Consider the following 21420-nt stretch of genomic DNA (forward strand, 5'->3'; position numbering starts at 1 on the left):
TTGAAAGTGCAATAAAACACTACTTTTTAGTCTTGTAACAAGCTTTTATTAACTTGAAAAGTTCCGTTGCTGTCAGGTTTGAAATCAATGATAGTAACGGATTTATTGGTTACAGTTCCTTCAGAATTAATAAATGAATGTTGTGGTAGCGCGTTAGTGTCATGCTCTGGATAGTCTCTTCTTAAGAAGGATCCGCGGGATTCGTGGCGTGCGAGTGAAGCGCGCAAAACGCTTTGAGCAAGCGTAACTAGATGCTGTATTTCCCATATTGCAATAAGTTCTTGATTAAAAACTAGCGTATTACTATGAAGGCGAAGCGCGTTAATACGTGGAATTAGGGAGGTTTGAATTTCGTGTAATGCTTCGTTTAGTGATGTTGCGTCACAAGCTATTGCGGCGGAACGTTCCATAATGGTGCCTAAAGCGGTAAACAATTCGTAAGGATTATCTCCGATAAGATGTGTTTCGTTTATTTCTTGAGTTTCTTGAGTCTCTTGAGTTTTCTGTATTTCCTGCGTTTCCTTTGCTTCTTGCATAAAATGGTTCAATTCAAAATTGCGTTGCTCGTAAAGACTGTGCATCGTAGTGTTTTGCGGGTCGTTATTGAGGCCATTACTATTTTTGGCGAGCGTTTCAGCCATTGCTGCTCCTGCGCGACTGCCAAAAAGGCATGCGTCGAGTAGGGAATTTCCGCCTAAACGATTAGCTCCGTGTACTCCAACGCATGAGCATTCTCCGGCAGCAAACAAGCCTTGAACAATATGTTGTTTGCCATCGCTCCAAGTGTACACTTCGCCGCAAAGTGTAATAGGTATTCCTCCCATGGTGTAGTGGGCTGTAGGACGAATAGGCACTAAATCGTGTGCGGGATCGAGATGCGCGTACTGTTCAATGGTTTCACTGACCTGCGGTAGTGCTTCAGCCATATGAGTTTTATCAATATTCGTCATATCGAGCCAAACACAGTCTTTTCGCGCGTACTCTCTGTGAATGTCAGTTGAATCATATACTCCGCGGCCTTCATGTATTTCGTGGGCAATGGCGCGCGCAACTACGTCGCGTGGCGCCAAATCCGCATGAACGGCATCATAACGCTTCATAAATGCTTCACCTTGAGCATTGCGAAGCACACCTCCTTCCGCCCTCGAAGCTTCCGACAGTAGTATTCCTGTGTGCGCAAGCCCAGTAGGATGGAATTGAATAAACTCGCAATCTTCAATCTGCAATCCCGCTTGTAACGCCAATGCCATGCCGTCGCCAGTTAAATCCCATGAATTAGAAGTGGTGGCGAAAAGTCTTCCAGCGCCGCCGGTAGCAACAAGCACCAAGTTTGAGTGCAGTGTGCGCAAACGTCCTTGTGCAAGATCAAAAGCAAGTATTCCCTCAACTTTTTTCTTATCACTACTTATGGCTATGTCAGTTACATAACAATCTTCTTCAAAAGTAATATTTTCAGCAACGCATTGCTGCCAAAGGCTGTACAAAATTTGGTGGCCTATACGATCGGCGGCAAATGCGGCGCGTGGCACGGGTTGAGCGCCAAAGTTAGCAGTATGTCCACCAAAGCGACGTTGATTAATATGCCCGTCTTGTGTGCGAGAAAAAGCTACTCCGTAATGTTCCAGTTGAATGATGGTCTGTGGCGCCTTCTGAGAAAGTAATTTCGCCGCATCCTGATCACTCAACCAGTCGCCGCCGTGAACGGTATCGTAATAATGCCACTGCCAGGTATCATGTTCAACATTACCTAAGCTCGCTGCAATTCCGCCTTCTGCTGAACCGGTGTGTGAACGAAGTGAAGGAAGTTTAGAAATTACTACAATTGAAGGTGACTTTCCTTGCTTTCTAATAGCGTCGTATGCTGGGGATTTCACCAATCCAAGTGCCGCCGAAAGTCCTGCTGCTCCTGCGCCAACAATAATCGCATCGTAATGCTCATCTGAAGCTGGTGAAGCTGCGGTATTGTGCGAACATAACGGTGAGTTAGTTAGGGAGTATTCTGTCGCTTTGCGAACTGTAGATTGGTTGTCATCTGATTGCATAGTCTTATTTTCTCATAACCATCGTCTTGTGTCGCATATTACGCTACTTTTTGTTGTATAAGCACTAAGTTTTCTCGATTCTGCTTAAGAGCTCCTTCCAACTCAAGTAATGTTATAGCGCCCGATATTTCTGCAACTGATGGCGTGGCGGTATTAGAGGATTGTTGTTTACTTTTGATGATTTCGTAAATGGTATCGATATTTGCGTGTTCATGTTTGCGTCTACATATTGAGATTGCTTCAATAATTTGCTTCTGAATTTCCGTATAGTTGTGTATGGAATCTTGCGTTTGTAAAACGGTACCAGTTGCTGGATTAGTATCGTCGCCACTAGTACTCCTGGTACTGGTTTTGTTCGTGCTGTTCGCGTCGTTCGTGCCGTTTGCTACATTCGTGCCGGTTGCGTCGTGGCGCGGAGCAGTTACGTTAGCAATGTAATGGTGAGATTGCGGAAAGAGTGTATCAATATCTTGACTAGAGCACACCATAATTGCTTGTTCGTCGTGAATAAGTTTATTGCAGCCAGCATTATGAGGATGAGTAATATTTCCCGGTATTGCATAAAGTTCACGGTTGAGTTCGCTGGCCCAAGTTGCTGTATTTAATGCTCCGGATTGCAGTCGCGCTTGTGCAACGATAACCTTTGAAGCTAAAGCTGCTATGATTCGATTTCTGAGTAGGAAACGATGACCTACAGGAGTGGTGTCCGGGCAGAGTTCGCTAATACAGGCTCCAGAATTTGCAATAATATGTTCAAAAAGTTGCATATTGCTTTGTGGACCTATATGGTTCAAACCGCCTGCGAATACTGCAATAGTTTTTCCAATAGCTTGGTTTTCTAATGCTTCTTCTTGTGCGTCAACTGCACCCCAATGTGCTGCAGCGTCGATACCGTATGCTCCGCCAGAAATAACGGTGTGCCCTTTTGAAGCGCAGTCGTATGCAAACTGATAAGCGAGTTCTTTTCCGTAATCTGTGCAGGAGCGTGATCCTACAATGGCGAGAGGATTGCGACACTGCGTAAGAGCGTGAGGGTCGCCAATGCCCCATAAGCATAGTGGAGGCGAGAAATGGCTATGGAAAGCCAAATCTTGTAATTGCTTAGGCCAATACTTGCTGTGTGGTGCGATAATCCATTGTTTACCTGATGAAGTAAACCAGTCGAGTAAATCAGCTTCCTCCCAAGTGGGTAGATACGTCAGTCGAATACACCATTTTGCAAGTGTTGTATGAAATGCGTCAAGTGATTGTGGAGCGTTATTATTACGATAACCCCACAGTTTTAGCCCCTTTTTGAAATAGTCATCTAGTGTAGTAAGCGCGCCATGTTCGCGTACGCAACGCAACATATCGGTTACTAATTTCTGGTTTTTACTGCATCTGCTGGACGATGTGCTTTCAGAAGTTTCATTCTTGTCTTCATTTAATTCTTGACTTGCAAAAGGAAGTTGCATTTGTTGAGCTTCGTTTACCAATTGTTTAGTAAGAAAACTTGTTGTGATCTTGTGTAACAAGGTAACTATGGTTTTTGCGCATGAGGAACCGAGTAAAAGCGTATACATAATAGCGTCCGCACCTTCAAGACAGAAGGTGAGTATTGCGCGAGCTAACGTCTCTTCATCTATAACGATGTCGTTATCTACGGTGTTAATTTTCTTCCCGTTAGGTGTTTGCTGATTGCTCATATTCGTGTCCTTAAACTAATTGCTTGTGCCATATCGGTTATATCTGGTGAAGTGTGTCCTGAAAGATCCGCTAAAGTCCATGCGAGTCGTAGCGCTCTATCTGCTCCGCGCAAACTCAATTGATGCCTTTCGAGAGAACGATTAATTAAAGCGACGGCTTGCTGCGAAGTGTATTTTCTTAGCCAGGTGCCGGAAGCTTGAGCATTGCAATCCCAACCTTGTTTTGCAAAACGTTCTCTTGCAACATTTCGTGCCGTCATTACGTTATTTCGCATCATTTCACTGGTAAGAGGGGTATCAGAGCTTGCGTTTGGCGCGTGAGTATGTTGCTGGCGTTGCTCTGGCATAATAATTCTTTCTACAGGAGGAACGTCCATTTGGATATCAATGCGATCCAAAATAGGTCCGGAAAGTCGAGAAAAGTATCGTGCGCGCTCTCGCTCTTTGCAAGTGCAGCGCTCGCCATTTCCGTAAGCATATCCGCAAGGGCAAGGGTTTGCAGCAATTACCAGTTGAAATTTAGCTGGGTATAGTGTTGTTCCTTGTGATCGGGCAATAGCAATATGGCCTGATTCCAACGGTTCTCGTAAGGTTTGCAGTACGCGAGGTGAAAATTCTGGCGCTTCGTCCATGAACAATACTCCGCAGTGTGCGCGCGTAATAATACCAGGTTTTGCGATTCCTGTGCCGCCGCCAATAAGAGAGGCTGCTGAAGCAGTATGGTGAGGTGCTTCAAATGGCGGTATGTCGCTAATTCCGTAGTATGGGAGTGTGCCGCAGAGTGAACGAATTGAGGCAACTTCAAGCTGTTCTTGTTCGTTAAGAGGGCACATAATGCTTGGTATTCGTGAGGCGAGCATGGTTTTACCGGAGCCGGGTGGCCCTATCATCATTACGTGATGTCCGCCAGCTGCGGCTACTTGTAATGCCCATTTGGTGTGTTCTTGTCCGATAACTTCAGACATGTCACCAATTTCGTGAGCTGAGTCGATTTGAAGTGGTGAAGATATTTGATCGGATAGTTCTGCTGAAAATTCTCCATCTTGCGCCGAATCTTCGGATCGTTCTCGAATTTGCATATGTTGATATGCTGGGTCTGCTTCGATAAGTTTCAGCGATTCTTCTTGTAATTTTCCGTGCAATTGCGTTATTAAGTCAAGAATATGGTGTATTCCAATTGATTCAATGCCATCTACCAATTGTGCTTCGGCAAGATTTTCTTGAGGAATAATCATTCGCTTGACATGTTGTTTTTTGGCGTAAAGTGCAATGGGAAGCATACCTTGAATTGGCAGTACTGTGCCGTCAAGATTCAGTTCTCCTAAAATAACGGTATTTTCCAGCTCGGAAAGTGGAATATAATGTTCTGCGCTTAAGATACTTGCAGCAATTGCTAAGTCGTATGATGCTCCGCTTTTAGGCATGGAAGCAGGGGAGAGATTAACAGTTACTCGTCCTTCCGGCCATTTGCAGTGAAGAGCGAGATGTGCTGATTTTACGCGTTCTCGTGCCTCACTTAAGGCGGTGTCAGGAAGTCCAATAATAGAAAAGTTGGGCATGCTTCCCGAGATAAAAGCTTGTAATTTGATGGTGAATGCTTTTAAGCCGATTAAGCCTATTGATACTGCGTTTCCGATGTTCATTAAAATGCTCCTGGGATATGAATAAATTGAATTGGTTGGTTGTTTTCGATTTCTTCTCGAGCTTGTAGTTCGTATGCTGAATCAGGGTACGTGTGTTTGTTAATAATAAGAATTGATACGGCGTCAAAACGAATACGATAGTGCGGTATGTTTTTGCCAAATTCTTTAATCCATTGCATTCCCGTTTCGCGCAGTTTACTTCGCTTTTGGCGAGTTATTGCTTCGAGAGGAGTGCCATATTGTGTGGTACGTCGCGTTTTTACTTCCACAAACACCACTGTTTGTTCGGGGGTAAGCATAACGATATCCAGCTCACCGTGGTGAGCATGCCAGTTCGTATCAAGAACATGCCAACCTTGTTGCATAAGTCGTAGTGTCGCGTAGTTTTCTCCAAGTTTGCCCAAGCTTTTGCTGTCGTATGCGCTGTCTTGCAACTCTTGGGCAACTTGTTCAAGTTTTTCTCGTAAGAGTTCTTGAACGGTCGCAACGTCCTCAATATCTGTAACGTCTGTAACGTCTGTAACGTCCTCAATATCGTCTAGTGCGATAATCTCACTGTCAATAATGCGTTTTTGTGTAGTCATGTTGCTATTTTCTTCGCCCTACTGGGTGGAATCTAGTTTTTTAGTGCATTGTGGTTAAAAGCTTGCTACGGCGTGTTGTCTTGGGAAATTTCTTATATTTTTCGTTTTCTAGTAGATGATTTTCCTTATTTTGTTTAAGTTGTGAATTCGTTATAGCTAATTTTGATAACCGCGGCTATGTACGAACGTTGCTAACTGTCATATTGTCGTTATCACTGAAATTAAACGCATAAGCAGAATGTTGAAAAATAAACGAGCTTAATTGAGTGCGAGTTTAATTGAGTGCGAACTTAATTTGGTGCGAGCTTAATTGGATTCGAACTGTTCTGCTTTGTAAAACACAGTCGCCACATTGGAGGGGTATTATGAGCGCTACTGAAGAAACGCAAGGAAAGTATCATTTTGAAACTTTGCAGTTGCACGTTGGCCAAGAGCAGGCGGATCCGGCAACTGATTCTCGCGCAGTGCCGATTTATCAAACGACGAGCTACGTGTTCCACGATTTTGATCATGCCGCTGCTCGTTTTGATTTGCGCGACGCTGGAAATATTTATGGCCGTTTGACGAATTCTACTCAGGATGTTTTTGAGCGCAGAATTGCGGCTCTTGAAGGTGGTACTGCGGCTTTGGCTGTGGCTTCTGGCGCGGCCGCCGTAGATTATGCTATCCGTAACATCACGCAGCAGGGCGATCATATTGTTTCTTCAAAGAATGTGTATGGTGGCACTTATAACCTGCTTCGTCATACTCTTCCTCGAGATGGTGTAACAACTACTTTTGTGGATCCTAAGAATCCTCAGAACTTCGAGGATGCTATTCAGCCGAATACGAAGCTCGTGTACTTTGAAACTTTTGGTAATCCTAATGCCGACTTGCCTGATTTTGAGGCTATTTCAGAGATTGCACACCGTCACAATCTTCCTGTTTTTGTTGACAATACTTTCGCAACTGCATACTTGTTCCGTCCGCTTGAGCATGGTGCAGATATTGTAGTTGAGTCTGCTACGAAGTTTATTGGCGGACACGGCACAACTCTTGGCGGAATTATTGTTGAAGGCGGCAATTTTGATTGGGCTAAAGTTCCTGGAAAATTCCCAACTCTTACGGAAGCTGACCCTAGCTATCATGGTTTGAATTTCTATGATGCTCTCGGTTCTGTGGCTTTTGTGACGCGTATTCGTGCGATTATTTTGCGCGATACTGGTGCTTGCATTAGCCCGTTCGCTGCGTTCTTGCTTTTGCAAGGCACGGAAACCTTGAGCTTGCGTGTTGAGCGTCACGTTGAGAATGCGTTGAAAGTTGTTCAATATTTGCAAACTGTGCCAGAAGTTGAGTCGATAAGTCATCCTTCTATTGAAGGTCGTTCTGATCACGAGCTTTATAAGCGTTACTTCCCGAATGGCGGAGGCTCTATTTTTACGTTTGATATTAAAGGTGGAAGGGATGCTGCTCGCGTATTTATTGACAATTTGCAGCTTTTCTCACTGCTTGCAAATGTTGCTGACGTGAAGTCATTGGTTATTCATCCTGCATCTACTACGCACTCTCAGGAAACTCCTGAGGAATTGGAAGATCAAGGCATTCATGAAGGCACTATTCGTTTGTCTATTGGAACTGAACATATTGACGATATTCTTGCTGATTTGCAGCGTGGATTTGACGCAGTTCGTAAGGCGGGGCTTGCTTAAATAGTCTGATAATTGTAAGAAAAATATTCCTGAAGATCCATTACCATTTTATTCGGAGCGCATTCGTATTTGTATGCGCTCCGATTTTTTGTGTATATTCTTTAAATTTGCGCATCATACTTTAGGATGAAATACTAATTTTTTCTCAATAATTTCCGCCTTACGTACGATAGTATCCAGCAGTCTTTTCCCGTAAATTTAAGTATTAGCAATAGATAACTATGCGATCACTATTTTTTAAGAAAAGGAGCAGGAATGAACAGTCCGTACCAAACAAGCTCATACGATGGCGACGATGGCTTAGATTTCAAAGAAGATTTTAACCAAAACTTGATTGGTGAAACAGCGGTCGCAGCTTTGCATGTTGTTAAAGATTTTGGCAAGGGTGCAGGCATTGTTCACGCTTTGCGAGACGTTAGCGTTAGCTTCGAGCGTGGTAAGTTTACTGCAATTATGGGTCCTTCTGGTTCTGGAAAGTCAACTTTAATGCATTCTTTGGCTGGTCTTGACAGCGTTAATTCTGGAAAAGTTTTGGTTGATGGATTAGATATTACAGGAATGAGCGATAAGCAGCTTACGCTTATGCGCCGCGAAATGGTTGGGTTCATTTTCCAAAGTTTTAATCTTCTTCCAATGTTTAGTGCTGAGCAAAATATTCTTATGCCTCTTACTTTGGCAGGTAAAAAGCCAGATAAGCAATGGTTTAATACTTTGGTTAATACTCTTGGCTTGCAAGATCGTTTAAAGCATAGGCCTGCTGAGCTTTCTGGCGGTCAGCGCCAACGCGTTGCAATTGCTCGAGCTTTAATCTCTAAGCCTTCCGTAGTTTTTGCAGACGAGCCTACTGGAAATCTTGACTCTGCTTCCAGCTCAGAAGTTTTGCATTTTTTGAAGAAGTCTGTAACGGAGCTTGGTCAAACCGTGATTATGGTTACGCATGATGCTGTTGCAGCCTCTTACGCGGATCGAGCAATTGTGTTTGCAGATGGTCAAATTGTTGAAGACGTGCAAAATCCTACTGCAGAAGGCATGAGCAAGATGCTTATGGAGCGTAGCGAAGCTGGTATTAATAATCAGCCTGCACAATTGCAATAAAAGGTGGTGAAGTTAGAATGTGGAAAATCGCGCTAAAACTTATGCGTAAAAGCGTGCGCATGCTAATCGCCTCTGGAATTGCAATTCTTATAGGCAGCATGTTTATGAGCGCTACTTTGCTTTTTGTAAACAGTGTTGACGACTTGATGGTTCGCAATGCAACGGAAGAATTCCATAGCGCAAATTATGCAATCTCATCTAAAAGCTCTAACAATTCTCCGAATAGTGGAATTCATTATAAAGACCTTCATTTAGACAAAATATCGAAGATGCCTGGTGTTAATGGCATTCGTAGTGACGATGCGACTGCGCTTGTAAGAGTAGAAAAAGGTGATAAATCAGTTACGAGCATTGCTTGGTCTAGTGGTTTGTATGGAAATCTTCCTGTGTATAAATCAACAGAAGGTAGAGATCCGCAAGAAATAGGCGAAATTACGCTTATTAAAAGTATTGCTAAATCCATACATGCAAATATTGGTGATACTATAACTTTGGTTAAAGTAGATGACACTGGCGGAAATAAAGAAAAATCGTACGATGTTCGTGTGGTTGGTCTTGTTGAAGATGGAGAACATTCTCAAATATCATTTTCAAATCGTGGCATATATCTTGGCGGCGTAACGAACGATTTTTGTGCAAAACTCAACAATCTTAAGAATTTTGATGATCAAGTTGTGCAAAGCAAAGTGTACATGAGCATTGATGAATCTAAAATAAACGATTTATCTCCTAAGATTAGCGCTTTACTTCCAGAGCAATTTTCTCTTATGTCTAGGCACGAAGTTGGTGTAAGAGCTGTTCGAAATGTGTCCAACGGCACTAATTTTGTGACTATGTTCTTGCTATCTTTTGGTGTTCTAGCGTTGCTTATTTCTTCGCTTGTTATAGCAAACACATTCCAGGTGCTGGTTGCTCAACGCAGACGTACTCTTGCGCTTTTGCGAGTAATTGGCGCACAATCGCACCAGCTTTATGCGGCAGTTTTGCTTGAAGCTGCAATACTTGGAGTTATTTATGCGGCTGTTGGTGTGCTTTGCGCAATCGGATTTATGGGCGCAATTAGTAACTTGAATATTAATTCTGGACCATTGTCTAAGATTCCTTTGATTGTTTCACTTCCAGCGATTGTGTGGCCAATAGTAATTGGCGCGATTGTAACAGTTCTTGCATCTATGGGTGCTGCGCGATCTGCTACAAAAGTAACGCCTATGGAAGCGTTGCGACCAATGGATTTGATTAAAGATAAACGTGCAAGCATTCTTCGCTCTGTTTTTGGCGTTCTATTTATTGTTGTAGGTATTTTATTTACGGCTTTAAGTGCTACTTCTTTGGCAAGCATGATTGCTCAGCAGTCGCCTAATGCTGGTGCTGACTCTTGGAGAACTTTGCTTGTGGCAGTTTTTGGATGCGCGCTTGTGTTTATTGGAATTATTATTACAGCAACATTCTGGATGCCGTTTGCTATGAAGGCAACTGGCGCAATCATGGCACTTTGTGGGCCTGCATCTAAAGTTGCCAACGCAAACGTGCAACGAAACCCTAGAAGAGTTGCTGCAACTGGAACGGCTTTGCTTATTGGCGTAACGCTTGTTTCAACGGTAGTAACTGGCGCAATCTGCGGTAAAGCAACTCTTAAAGGTGTTGTTGATGACCGTTACAGTGTTGACATTATTATTCAAGGCAAGAATGTTGATGAGTCTTTAGCTGCCGATATTTCAAAGATTAGTGGAATAAAGCATACTGAGTTGCTTCCTGCAGTTCCTATGACTTTTAAGAACGCTAAGGGCAAAACTGAGTACGCTATGGCAGCTGGAGTTGATAATGCAGATCAACTTCGAAATGTAATGCACACTGATCTTGATGGCGTCAATATAACCAAAGATTCTGTGCTTTTGCCTAAGTTTAATGAAGAAGGTGGAGAGCCTTTTGAGCTTAAAAAAGGAAACCTTAGTCTACAAGCTTACGTAGAAAAGTACAGTTCTGGTGAAACAGACAGTAACAATATTACGCCATTTACTGGCATGAATACAGACTCTAGTAATAACGATAAGAGCATTACTGTAAAGCAAGTTCAGTTTAAGACGTATCGAAATGTTGGTGTGTATTCAAATAATACTGCTTTTGTGAGCAAATCCTACTTCAATAACTACCTTAAGCCTACAACGCATATGCTGCTTATTTCGGTAGATTCTAGCAAAGCTAATCTTGTAGATATTGCTAAAAACATTCAAAATGTTACATCTAGCTATGCGGAGGTTATGTCTACTGGAAGCGTGTTTGAGCGGGCAAAGTGGGAGAGTGCTATCGACGCAATGATGATGGTGCTTGTTGGCTTAATAGCAGTAGCTGTTGTGATTGCTTTGATAGGTGTTGCAAACACATTAAGCTTGTCTGTTATTGAGCGAACTAAAGAATCTGCAACTTTGCGCGCAATCGGCATGACAAGAGGACAGGTTAGAAGGTCACTTGCGTTGGAAGCAACATTGATTTCCTTAACAAGCACTGTTTCGGGCTTGATTGTTGGAACAGTGTTTGGGTGGATTGGATCCTACATGGTGTTTAGCGTAATTGGCAAAGTTCCGTTTGTAGTTGATTGGACTATTTACGCGGTTCTTGCTCTAATCGCTTTGCTTGCAGCTCTTCTTTCCAGTGTGCTTCCAGCTCGTAGAGCAGTGAAGTCTTCGCCAGTAGTTGCGCTCGCGGAGGACTAAATTTCGCAAAAACTATATGTGAAAGATAGTCTGTAGAAGTTAAGTTGCAGAAAATAAAGATAATGCCGGTGTGTAAATTTTACGTGCCGGCACTATCTTTTTCTTAAGCCTTTTTGACACGCAGAAAAAAATTTGTATTATCGTTATTACTTTTAGAAAATTTTTACGTATAATTATTTAATTAAATGAATATTATGTATTTAAGTCTTATTTTTTAATTAAGAAATGGAATAAATAATACGATTATTATTCATAATAACAAGTTTTGCCGGAAATATTCCGAATAAATTGCGTTGAAAATGTATTTATTCCTTTGTTATGCTCTTGTTAACTGCTGACATAAGTTAGACGTGAAGGCCGCTACGAGCAAGGAGAAAATATATATGGTAACGGTCAAGAAAAAATCTGCCGCAGCGATTGCAGGAATCTTATTGTTAATGCAAAGCCCAATGCCAGCGTGGGCGCAAGAAGCGGCTAATGATGTTCAAACTAATATGCGACCAGCGGCAGAGGCGACTGTAAAAGCGCCTACTGCGGATGATGTGCGCCAGTCTGAAGAGCAAGTTGATAAGCTAAAATCTCAGGTCAATGATTACGAAGCTCAGATAAAAGAAGCGAATATTAATTCTAGCGAACTTAAGAATAAAATTACCGACTTAGACAATCGAATACAACTTCTGCAAAAGGAATGGGACGCAATTCCAGGACACGGCAGTGAAGCGAATGAAATTCAACAAAAAATTAACTCTCTTAAAGAACAGCAGACAAAAAGTACCGAAGGATTAAATAGATTAACTGAGAATAAAGGATCACTTGAAGCTGAATATAATCGAATCAATAAAGAGCTTGAACAGTTGTCAAGTGATAAATTACGTGCAGATGAAAAAATTGTATCGTTAGAAGAAGCATTAGGATCACTAAAAAGCAAAGAAAAGCAATATGAGACTGAAATTGAAACATTCTCAATAAGAGAAGGCACGTGATTGAAGTCCAATTGACCCGATGGAGCGTCTGTTAAAGCTTCTAGAAGTCGGCGCATATCGTGAACGGCTCGCTCGGCTTCGTTTTTAATAATATGCATTGTTTTTTTAGCAAGCGAAATATCTTTGGTTGCTGCATAACGACCACCATCTGCTTGCACAATAATAATAGAAAGCGTGTGAGCAACAATATCGTGCATATCTCTGGCAATTCTTGCGCGTTCTGCAGTAACAGCAATATGCTGAGCTTTTTTGCGGTATGTGCGAATAGAATTATTGTAATCTTGTAAAAGTTGAATAGTATGCACGTGAGTGCGCTGCCAGTAGCCAATAATAACCGTAATAGTGGTAGTAATAATCGCAAAAATTATTGAAGGAATTGCAAAATTAAGTATATTTGAAACGCAATTTTTTATATTGCTGCTATCTATATTTCGTACACTGCAAGTATAACTAGATTTCGAATGATTATTGCCATATATTGGTCCCATTACAACATTCCACGATATTAATGCGCAAGATAATACGGTTGTTACGTAAGCTGCAATAACAAAAGCTTTTGAATGCTCCGTATTTCCGCGTGCAATAGCATTAACAAGTAGCACGAAACCAAAGAAATCAGCGAAAAGTTGAGTAGGGCCAAATGCTACTTGCACAATGCAAATAACAATAAAAATAGTAGCCGATTGTTCAGGCCATAGTTTTCGGACTGAAAGTAGTAATGCAACAACAATATTGATAAGCGTTACTGTAATAAGCGAACCTTGAGTCAAAAAGCCATCAACGTTGCTTATAACGTAGCGATCGCTTGAAAGTATAAAAAGAATAAGTGGAATAATACCCCATAATATGTCGTTTAATGTGAGCTCTTTTCGTAAGCGTTGTATGCAACTGTTAAACGTGCGAGATATTTTCATATTTACTAGGCTAGTGCATAGTACTTTATAGAACAATCGAACTTGAGTATGATTTATAAATAGAGTGTGTAATTGGTAGTTGCAATGTAGCACGCGAGTACAGAAAGGCAGTATAAAGATGGCATTACTTACAAGCTACTATGTTCCTGGATTGCATATTGAAGAACGAGCGATTGATGTTCCACTTGATTGGGAAGACAACACTCCTGGTGGAGCTATTAAAGGCGAAACGATTCGACTGTTCTGTAGAGTTGTTTGTGCTCCTGAGCATGTGCATGACGATTTGCCGTTGCTTGTGTTCTTGCAAGGAGGACCTGGTGGGCAGTGTCCGCGACCACTTTCGCCTTCTAGTGATGGTTGGATTCAAGAGGCTATTAAGCATTTTCGCGTAGTCTTGCCAGATCAGCGTGGTGTTGGGCGTTCTTCGAGGGTAGATGCTTCAACCATGAAGCGTATGTTGGATGACGGTGTCAGTGTTGAGCGTCAAGCGTGGTATTTGAAGCGTTTCTTAGCTGATTCAATTATTCGCGATTTTGAGCATTTGCGACTTACTGAGTTTGGTGCGAAGCCATGGGTGTCTTTAGGGCAAAGCTACGGCGGTTTCCTTACGCTTACATATTTGTCACTGTTCCCGCAAGGTTTAATTGCAAGCTTCACAACCGGCGGTATTCCTCATGTTCCGGCGAATGCTCGTGAAGTTTACGAACACACGTTCCCGCGTATGGCTCGAAAAACAGAGCAATTCTATGAGCGTTATCCGCAGGATGTGGCTCGCGCTGCAGCGATTGCGGATCGTATCACGCAGGGTGATGTTTTCTTGCCAAATGGCGAAAAACTTACGGTTGAACGATTCCAAATGTTAGGCTCTTCCTTTGGTATGAAACCAAGTTTTGAGCGAGTGCACTGGCTTCTTGATTCCGCTTTTTCTGACGGCGACGGCTCGCTTAAAGCTTTCAAGCACGCTGGCGGTTCTGTTGCTGGTAGTTTAAGCGACGAGTTTGTTTACGGTGTAATGGATGCTACTGCTTCAAGCCCGCTGTACTGGCCGTTGCAAGAGTTTATTTATGCTGACGGCGAATTAGAGCATCCAATTTTGTGGGCTGCTCAGCAGGTTAGGGAAACAATGCCTGAATTTTCTGGTTCTGCTCGTCCGCTTTTGTTTACGGGTGAAGCAATGTTTCCGTGGATGTATGATCAAGAGCAGACTTTGCAACCGTTCCTTCCAGCGGTTGACTGCTTGATGAAAGATAGGCAATTTGGCAAGATTTACGATCAAGATCAGCTTGCTAATAATGAAGTCCCGTTGCAGTCGGCAGTGTATTTTGACGATATGTACGTGGATTCTGGTCTTCAGTTGGATACACTTTCTCGTATTGCCAACTCGCACTATTGGACTACGAACGAGTTTGAGCATGACGGTTTGCATGGTGATATTGTGTTCCGTCATCTATTTGACGAAGCATTGCATCGCGGAGACTTAGAAGCAATGTATAAGCGTTAAACGCAAAATTTATTCTTGTGGATAACAAGCTGTGAGTAGTAGAGCACTATTTGGTATGCTATACATCTGTTTGCGTATTAAATAGTGTTCTATTTATTGTTAATAAGCGAGGGGATTACATATGAGTACTCAAATATTGGGAACTGTTGGTTTTATAGGTTACGGTAATATGGCGCAGGCCATTGCTCAAGGCGTGGTGCGTGCTGGCGTACTAGAGGGTAATAGTATGGTTGCTTGCGCTCATAATTTTGACAAGCTTGAGCGTAATACTTCGCTTCTTGGTTTGCGTGCTATGCGCACTGCTCAAGAAGTGTGCGAAGTGAGTGATGTGATTATTGTTGCTGTAAAACCTCATCAGGTTGCTGATGTGCTTAAGCCTCTTGCTGCTCTTCTTAACGAACGGGGTACTGCTGTTATTTCTGTAGCAGCAGGTTGGACGTTGGAGCGTTACCAAAAATTGCTTGGCAACGATGCTCATATTCAATGCATTATTCCGAATACTCCTATTGCAGTATGTCAGGGTGTGACTTTAGCTGAGTCTGATCACACTTTAACTGACGCTCAGCTTGCTGTGTTTCATGCTTTATTTGAACCGATTTCTTTAGTAGAGCGTGTGGCTGGCGAAAATATGAATATTGCAATGTGCATTTCTAGCTGCGCTCCTGCTTTTACCGCAATGTATGTAGAAGCGCTTGGAGATGCTGGTGTGAAGTACGGTTTGCAACGCGATTGCGCTTATCGTTTGGCTGCAAAAATGATTGAGGGAGTAGGTGCATTATATATGGATGAGCGCACTCATCCTGGAGCTATGAAGGATGCAGTGTGTTCTCCTGGTGGAACCACTATTCGAGGTGTTGCTGAGCTAGAATCTCGCGGCTTTAGGGGTGATGTTATTTCTGCGATTGATGCTATTGAAAATAAATAACATATAAGTAAGTTGTGTCTAAGTAAGTTGTGTCGCTCGTTCCCGACGCTGGTCTAAACTAGGTGAATATGTCTTTAACTATCGGAATTGTTGGATTGCCAAATGTGGGCAAGTCCACTATGTTTAATGCTTTAACTCGCAATAACGTTTTGGCGGAAAATTATCCGTTCGCAACTATTGAACCAAATACTGGTATTGTTCCGCTTCCGGATCATCGTCTTCCAGTTTTAGCTAAATTAGTTAATACCGAAAAGATTGTTCCAGCAACGGTTACTTTCGTTGATATTGCAGGCATTGTTAAGGGTGCTTCCGAGGGCGAAGGTTTGGGCAATAAATTCCTTGCTAATATTCGCGAAGCAGATGCTATTTGCGAAGTTGTGCGCGCGTTTAATGACGACGATATTGTGCATGTGAATGGTAAAGTTGATCCTGCCGACGATATTGACACTATTAATACTGAGCTTATTCTTGCCGATATGCAAACTATTGAAAATGCTCTTCCAAAGTTGGAAAAGGATTTGCGTGGCAAGAAAGTTACGCAGGAATACGTAGACGCTGTAAACAAAGCTAAGGAAATTCTTGCTTCTGGTAAAACGATTGACCAAGCGCATAACGAAAAGCTTATTGATAAGAACGACGTGTACGATTTGCACTTGCTTACTGCTAAGCCGTTTATTTACGTGTTTAACGTAGATGATTCTGAGCTTGCTGACGAAGATTTAAAGTCTAAACTTTCTGCTTCTGTGGCACCTGCAAAAGCAATCTTCTTGAACGCTCAGTTTGAGTCCGAGCTTACAGAGCTTGACGAAGCTGACGCTCGTGAAATGCTTGAGGATGCTGGTTTGAAGGAATCTGGTTTGGATCAGCTTGCGCGTGTGGGATTCGATATTTTAGGTCTTCAAACCTATTTAACCGCTGGTGTTAAGGAAGTTCATGCTTGGCAGATTCATAAAGGTTGGACTGCTCCTCAAGCTGCTGGCGTAATTCACACTGATTTTGAACGTGGATTTATTAAAGCAGAAATCGTATCTTATGATGATTTTGTGGCTGCTAATGGTTCTATGGCAAAAATTAAGGAAGAGGGCAAGCTTCGCCTTGAAGGTCGCGACTACGTGATGCAAGATGGCGACATTGTTGAATTTAAGTTCAATGTGTGAATAAACTTTCAATTTATTGCGTAATATTTGAAGAAAAAATCCTTTGTTGCGCTGGTAGCGTTGTTGTCGGTAATTTTTGTCGGTAATTTACTGATATAATTCTGACAATAACGCTTTTTTAGATTGTTTGATTAATCTATAGAGATAGTGGGATGGATTTATGCTTAATGGCATTATAAACGGGTTGTCGCATGCTATTGCATACTTTGGTAAGTGGTGGAAGCGTTCTTCTCCTGTGGCGAAAGTGATAGTTATTGCCATTGTGGTTAGTATTGTTGCCGTTCTGCTTGGTTTTCTTTTTAATGATTCGTCTTCTCAAGTGGGTAGTAAGCAGGATTCAAAGCAGCTTACAGCTTCTACTCAAGAAAAAGCTAAGAAGAATATAAAAAAAGTAGATTCTCATAGTAAGAATAGTAAAAATAATAACAATAGTAAAAATAGTAGTGAGAATAAACCTCAGCAAAAAGACGAAAAAAATAGCGGAAAAACTGATGCCGCTAATAAACCTCAGCAAAATAAAGATTCGCAAACAAATAATGCTGATTTAGCAAGTAAAACTCAACAAGAACGTAAACCTTCCCAAACAAATACTTCTGCACAACCTCGCACTGAAGCTCCTGCTACTGAATCGGCTTATTGGATGAATCCTACGGGAGGTGCGTATCCTAATATTTCTGGAATTCCTGCTTCTCAATTACAAATACAAGTGAATTTAGCAGAGCAGCGTGTACATATTATTGCTAATGGTGAAACTGTGTACACGATGATTATGAGCTCAGGTCTTAACGATTCCACGCCTCGCGGTGATTACAGAATTGGTATGCGTGGTGCTCACTTCTTTAATGCTCAAGAAGGTGTGGGTGCGGATTACTGGGTTGGTTTTATTGGCGGAGTTTATTTGTTCCATACGGTTCCAACCGGTTACAATTTTGGTTCTTATATTCCGTCTGAGGGAGCAAAACTTGGCACGCCTGCTTCTCATGGCTGTGTGAGGTTAAGCGTTTCAGATGCGCGTTGGTTCTATCAAAATATTCCTTCGGGATCTGCTGTTCATATTGGATAGTTAATTAATAGGTTTGAGTAACGCAATATTGTTTTGCAATAATTGCTGAATATAAAAAAGAGGGCCTTCGCGAAGACCCTCTTTTTGCATATATGCGACTGTTTATTTGCTTTTCGTAAACAAGCAGTTTTCCATTACGTGCTGTTATGTGTCGTTATATGTCGTTAGAAGAACAAAACAGCTGCTACGCAAGCCAAAACAACTAGCAAGATAGAAGCAAGGAAGCTTGCTAAAAATGCCGCACGACCTTGCTTAAAAATAACGCGGAAGTTTACGTTAATTCCAAGAGCGGCCATTGCCATTCCAAGGAAAACGTATCCTGCGTCAACTAAAACATTAGCGTACGCAGTTACGAAAGGAACGTACGTTCCAATAACGGATGCTGCAATAAAGCCGAGCATAAACCATGGGAAGCTGATGCTACGTTTTTCACTATTTTCTACTTTGCTGTGGCGAGCGTTCCACCAAATTGCAATGAAAATGGATGCTGGCACGAGCATAAGCACGCGTGCGAGTTTCATAATAGTTGCTACGTCAATGCTTCCGAAGGCGCCGCCTGCTGCTACAGCGTGTGCAATTTCATGTAGTGAAGCGCCTGCTGTAAGGCCAAGCTGCTGCTTAGTCATGCCGAGGTGAGGAAGAATGAAGATTTCAGCAAGAGCGTAAATTGTGCCCATAATTGCAACTGTTGCAACGGCCATAACTTCGTTCTGTTCTTTTTCGTCTTCTTCTTCTGGGAGAACTGGCATTGAGCCAGAAAGACCCATAACTGCTGCAGCGCCACAAATACTTGTGCCGCCTGCAGTAAGCATTGCAAGCTGAGGGTTTACCTTCAAAAGTTTAGCAATGTTGTAAGTTACGCAAACCATTACTGCAACTAACACAGCTGCAATAGGTAAGCACTTAATGCCTTTGGTAAACAAATCGTGCAAATTCAGCTTAAAACCAAGGAGAATAATACCGAGACGAAGAAGCTTGTTGGCAATTAGGCCAGCGGAACTTTTAACGCCTGCTCGTCTAGCGGTGTTGTCCTTTTTGTAGAAATGCAAAGGCAGCTGCAGAGCCATGCCGATAAGCAATGCAATAATGAGTGCGCCCAGTAACTTGAGCCCTGGGTATTGCTTAAGCCAGCTACCGATGAAGGAAGCTAGGAGTGTCAACACGGCGATAAGTGCCATGTTGGTGGTGCAGATTTTCTTTTTCCATGTATCAAAGAAAGTAACCATTTAGCCAAGTATTCTCTCATAATCGGACAAAAGTTAACAAAAAATCGAAATTTTGGTGGAATTTGTATAATTTTGTTGAAAAATCGCGCGACACGCCGAACGTTAAAATTACAAAAATGAACATAACGCACCATTATCTCTCTTTAAGAGTGGTGCATTTGATATTGCATTTTGAAAATACAATGTCATCATAGATATGTAGTACGGAAAAGGTGGCAGTGTTGAGTAAATATACGGTGAAGATTAAGCGAATTTATGAAACGGCTGATGAGCATGATGGCTTTCGAGTCTTAGTGGATAGACTGTGGCCTAGAGGAGTGAGTAAAGAGCGCGCTCAGGTTGATCAGTGGTGCAAAGATATAGCACCGAGCACTCAATTGCGAAAATGGTTTAATCACGATCCCGAACGTTTTGAAGAATTTGCGCACCGCTATACTGAAGAACTCGACGCAAACCGTGAAGCTGTCGATATGCTTACTGCTTTGTTTACTAAATACTCAACAGTTACTTTGTTGTATGCTGCTAAAGATCCAAAAGTGAATCACGCGTTAGTTTTGCAAGAATATTTGCAAAACTTACTTGCCTGATCTTAGTCCTTTCTTAAACATAAGTGAGTAGGTATAAACTTCGGTTGGTACTTATTGAGTTCTTTTCGACACACCGTTTTTTCTTGATATATCAACAAAAAATTTGACAAAATTTACTTTTTTCTTCGTATGCTCGACACATGAGCATTGTCCCATTAGAATGTCCCATTGGCTATGGGTCGGTGGTGCAATGGAGACCTCCCAGAAGCTGCCATCCCAGCGCTCGACGAGTGCTTGTTTTTTTTTTAAGCGATCACTTGTTTACCAAACATTTTGTATAGCTTGTTTTTACAAGGAGAAGAAATGAATTCGTTGTTTACATGGCAGCTTCACGGCGATGGTAAAACATTAAAACCGGGTGAGGTTGTGGAGCCAGATGAGCGTTTAACCTGGACTCGTACTGCTGGTATTGGTGCTCAGCATGTTATTGCAATGTTTGGTGCCACATTCTTGGTGCCTATTCTTACTGGCTTTGATCCATCAACCACTTTGATGTTCACTGCTCTTTCCACAGCACTGTTCTTATTGATTAACGCGAATAAGCTTCCTAGTTATCTGGGAAGCTCTTTTGGTCTTATAGCCCCTGTTATGGCTGTAACAGCCGCTCATAAGGGTATTGCAGTTGCAAGCTTTGGCATCATGTGCACCGGTTTGCTTCTTGCTCTTATTGGTATTCTTGTTCATTTTGCAGGAGCAAAGTGGATCGACGTTATTATGCCTCCTGTTGTTAACGGTGCAATCGTTGCAATTATTGGTTTTAACTTGGGCCCAGCTGTGTGGAGCAACTTCCAAAAAGCTCCAGACACAGCACTCGTAACTCTTGTTGCTGTTATGTTGATTGCAGTAGTATTCCGTGGTCTTCTTGGACGTTTGAATATTCTTCTTGGCGTGCTCGTTGGCTACGCTTACGCTTGCTTTAATGGACAAGTAGATTTTAGCCAGATTGAGAAGGCTTCTTGGATTGGCTTCCCTAAGTTCCACACTCCACAAGTTGATTTCTCTGTGCTGCTTATGTTCTTGCCGGTTGTGCTTGTGCTTATTGCAGAAAACGTCGGCCACGTAAAGTCTGTGGCTCAGATGACCGGTCGAGATTACGATTCTAAGATTGGTACTGCGCTGTTTGCTGACGGCTTAGGTACTGCTATTGCTGGATGCTTCGGCGGTTGTGGTACTACTACCTACGGTGAAAACATTGGTGTTATGGCTGCAACAAAGGTTTACTCAACCGCAGCTTACTGGTGTGCAGCTGCGTTTGCGTTCATCTTGAGCCTTTGCCCTAAGTTCGGTGCTGTTGTGAATTCTATTCCAGCTGGCGTTTTGGGCGGCGTTACCACTTTGCTTTACGGTATGATTGGCATGATTGGTGTGCGCATTTGGGTAGAGAACAAGGTGAACTTCGATAAGCCAGTGAACATTATGATTGCCGCAATCGTGATGATTATTGGTATCGCTAACTTCCAGTTCGCTATTTCTGGTATTCAGTTCAACGGTATCGCTATCGGCACTGTTGTGGTGTTGGTTGTGTATCACGTTATGAAGGCTATTGGTAAGCTTACCGGCACAATTGCTAAAGACGATCCAGATGTTGCTTAACTGTACAATCTGATTTAATATAA

15 protein-coding genes and 1 pseudogene are annotated in these 21420 nt (G+C 42.3%); 10 read left to right on the forward strand and 6 right to left on the reverse strand.

The window, feature by feature from the left end; all coding sequences use genetic code 11:
• Positions 1-26: 26 nt before the first annotated feature.
• The 4 genes from HXT56_RS02140 to HXT56_RS02155 are packed head-to-tail and all read right to left on the reverse strand — an operon-like array spanning position 27 to position 5954.
• Entirely contained in the window at positions 27-2042 is a 2016-nt protein-coding gene (locus HXT56_RS02140) for an FAD-binding protein (RefSeq protein WP_421778323.1), read from the reverse strand.
• 38 nt (positions 2043-2080) lie between these two features.
• Positions 2081-3727, reverse strand: a complete 1647-nt coding sequence (gene dprA / locus HXT56_RS02145) for a DNA-processing protein DprA (protein ID WP_421778324.1) — start codon at positions 3725-3727, stop codon at positions 2081-2083.
• Positions 3724-5370 (reverse strand): YifB family Mg chelatase-like AAA ATPase, encoded by a 1647-nt coding sequence (locus HXT56_RS02150; protein WP_421778325.1) that lies wholly within the window; start codon positions 5368-5370, stop codon positions 3724-3726. The genes dprA and HXT56_RS02150 overlap by 4 nt, the downstream gene beginning before the upstream one ends.
• Positions 5370-5954, reverse strand: coding sequence for a YraN family protein (locus HXT56_RS02155; protein ID WP_116711628.1), 585 nt, complete (start codon positions 5952-5954; stop codon positions 5370-5372). Before HXT56_RS02155 ends, HXT56_RS02150 begins: the two co-directional genes overlap by 1 nt.
• 365 nt (positions 5955-6319) lie before the next feature.
• Between HXT56_RS02155 and HXT56_RS02160 the strand changes: the two genes are divergently transcribed.
• The 4 genes from HXT56_RS02160 (at position 6320) to HXT56_RS02175 (ending at position 12431) form a co-directional block, all read left to right on the forward strand.
• Positions 6320-7642, forward strand: coding sequence for an O-acetylhomoserine aminocarboxypropyltransferase/cysteine synthase family protein (locus HXT56_RS02160; RefSeq protein WP_116711629.1), 1323 nt, complete (start codon positions 6320-6322; stop codon positions 7640-7642).
• Between the two features lie 255 nt (positions 7643-7897).
• The gene (locus HXT56_RS02165) at positions 7898-8737 is read left to right on the forward strand and encodes an ABC transporter ATP-binding protein (protein WP_421778326.1); all 840 of its coding nucleotides are present in this window, start codon (positions 7898-7900) and stop codon (positions 8735-8737) included.
• A 17-nt stretch (positions 8738-8754) separates the two neighbouring features.
• Entirely contained in the window at positions 8755-11448 is a 2694-nt protein-coding gene (locus HXT56_RS02170; RefSeq protein WP_421778327.1) for an ABC transporter permease, read from the forward strand.
• Positions 11449-11831: 383 nt separating this feature from the next.
• On the forward strand, positions 11832-12431 hold the full coding sequence (locus HXT56_RS02175) for a hypothetical protein (RefSeq protein ID WP_421778530.1): 600 nt from the start codon (positions 11832-11834) through the stop codon (positions 12429-12431).
• Here the strand turns inward: HXT56_RS02175 and HXT56_RS02180 are convergent.
• Positions 12395-13345 (reverse strand): annotated as a pseudogene (locus HXT56_RS02180) (histidine kinase dimerization/phosphoacceptor domain-containing protein); the annotation flags it as partial. The gene HXT56_RS02175 and the pseudogene HXT56_RS02180 sit on opposite strands and share 37 nt — an antisense overlap.
• Before the next feature lie 118 nt (positions 13346-13463).
• Between HXT56_RS02180 and HXT56_RS02185 the strand changes: the two are divergent.
• The 4 genes from HXT56_RS02185 to HXT56_RS02200 all read left to right on the forward strand — a co-directional run bounded on the left by HXT56_RS02185 (position 13464) and on the right by HXT56_RS02200 (position 17991).
• Positions 13464-14846: an alpha/beta fold hydrolase gene (locus tag HXT56_RS02185; RefSeq protein ID WP_250309361.1), complete on the forward strand. Its 1383-nt coding sequence runs from the start codon at positions 13464-13466 to the stop codon at positions 14844-14846.
• Positions 14847-14967: 121 nt separating this feature from the next.
• Complete coding sequence (proC, locus tag HXT56_RS02190) at positions 14968-15771, forward strand: pyrroline-5-carboxylate reductase (protein WP_421778328.1); 804 nt, start codon at positions 14968-14970, stop codon at positions 15769-15771.
• A 68-nt stretch (positions 15772-15839) separates the two neighbouring features.
• Entirely contained in the window at positions 15840-16928 is a 1089-nt protein-coding gene (ychF, locus tag HXT56_RS02195; protein WP_421778329.1) for a redox-regulated ATPase YchF, read from the forward strand.
• Positions 16929-17088: 160 nt separating this feature from the next.
• Positions 17089-17991, forward strand: coding sequence for a L,D-transpeptidase (locus HXT56_RS02200; RefSeq protein WP_421778330.1), 903 nt, complete (start codon positions 17089-17091; stop codon positions 17989-17991).
• A 164-nt stretch (positions 17992-18155) separates the two neighbouring features.
• Here the strand turns inward: HXT56_RS02200 and HXT56_RS02205 are convergent, their stop codons facing one another.
• Entirely contained in the window at positions 18156-19217 is a 1062-nt protein-coding gene (locus HXT56_RS02205; RefSeq protein ID WP_421778331.1) for a YeiH family protein, read from the reverse strand.
• Positions 19218-19438: 221 nt separating this feature from the next.
• On the opposite strand from HXT56_RS02205, the gene HXT56_RS02210 reads away from it, so the two are divergent.
• Positions 19439-19804 (forward strand): DUF488 domain-containing protein, encoded by a 366-nt coding sequence (locus HXT56_RS02210; protein ID WP_421778332.1) that lies wholly within the window; start codon positions 19439-19441, stop codon positions 19802-19804.
• 303 nt (positions 19805-20107) lie between these two features.
• On the forward strand, positions 20108-21397 hold the full coding sequence (locus HXT56_RS02215) for a uracil-xanthine permease family protein (protein WP_250309362.1): 1290 nt from the start codon (positions 20108-20110) through the stop codon (positions 21395-21397).
• Positions 21398-21420 lie beyond the last annotated feature (23 nt).

It is taken from the genome of Gardnerella nova (assembly GCF_049244055.1).
Lineage (GTDB): Bacteria > Actinomycetota > Actinomycetes > Actinomycetales > Bifidobacteriaceae > Bifidobacterium > Bifidobacterium vaginale_H.

Bases quoted from the DNA above. Each gene is read 5' to 3' on its own strand.
- HXT56_RS02205 (WP_421778331.1), bottom strand. From the start codon at position 19,217: ATGGTTACTTTCTTTGATACATGGAAAAAGAAAATCTGCACCACCAAC.
- HXT56_RS02165 (WP_421778326.1), top strand. From the start codon at position 7,898: ATGAACAGTCCGTACCAAACAAGCTCATACGATGGCGACGATGGCTTA.
- HXT56_RS02160 (WP_116711629.1), top strand. From the start codon at position 6,320: ATGAGCGCTACTGAAGAAACGCAAGGAAAGTATCATTTTGAAACTTTG.
- HXT56_RS02200 (WP_421778330.1), top strand. From the start codon at position 17,089: ATGCTTAATGGCATTATAAACGGGTTGTCGCATGCTATTGCATACTTT.
- HXT56_RS02215 (WP_250309362.1), top strand. From the start codon at position 20,108: ATGAATTCGTTGTTTACATGGCAGCTTCACGGCGATGGTAAAACATTA.
- HXT56_RS02185 (WP_250309361.1), top strand. From the start codon at position 13,464: ATGGCATTACTTACAAGCTACTATGTTCCTGGATTGCATATTGAAGAA.
- dprA (WP_421778324.1), bottom strand. From the start codon at position 3,727: ATGAGCAATCAGCAAACACCTAACGGGAAGAAAATTAACACCGTAGAT.
- HXT56_RS02155 (WP_116711628.1), bottom strand. From the start codon at position 5,954: ATGACTACACAAAAACGCATTATTGACAGTGAGATTATCGCACTAGAC.
- proC (WP_421778328.1), top strand. From the start codon at position 14,968: ATGAGTACTCAAATATTGGGAACTGTTGGTTTTATAGGTTACGGTAAT.
- HXT56_RS02170 (WP_421778327.1), top strand. From the start codon at position 8,755: ATGTGGAAAATCGCGCTAAAACTTATGCGTAAAAGCGTGCGCATGCTA.
- HXT56_RS02140 (WP_421778323.1), bottom strand. From the start codon at position 2,042: ATGCAATCAGATGACAACCAATCTACAGTTCGCAAAGCGACAGAATAC.
- HXT56_RS02150 (WP_421778325.1), bottom strand. From the start codon at position 5,370: ATGAACATCGGAAACGCAGTATCAATAGGCTTAATCGGCTTAAAAGCA.
- HXT56_RS02175 (WP_421778530.1), top strand. From the start codon at position 11,832: ATGGTAACGGTCAAGAAAAAATCTGCCGCAGCGATTGCAGGAATCTTA.
- ychF (WP_421778329.1), top strand. From the start codon at position 15,840: ATGTCTTTAACTATCGGAATTGTTGGATTGCCAAATGTGGGCAAGTCC.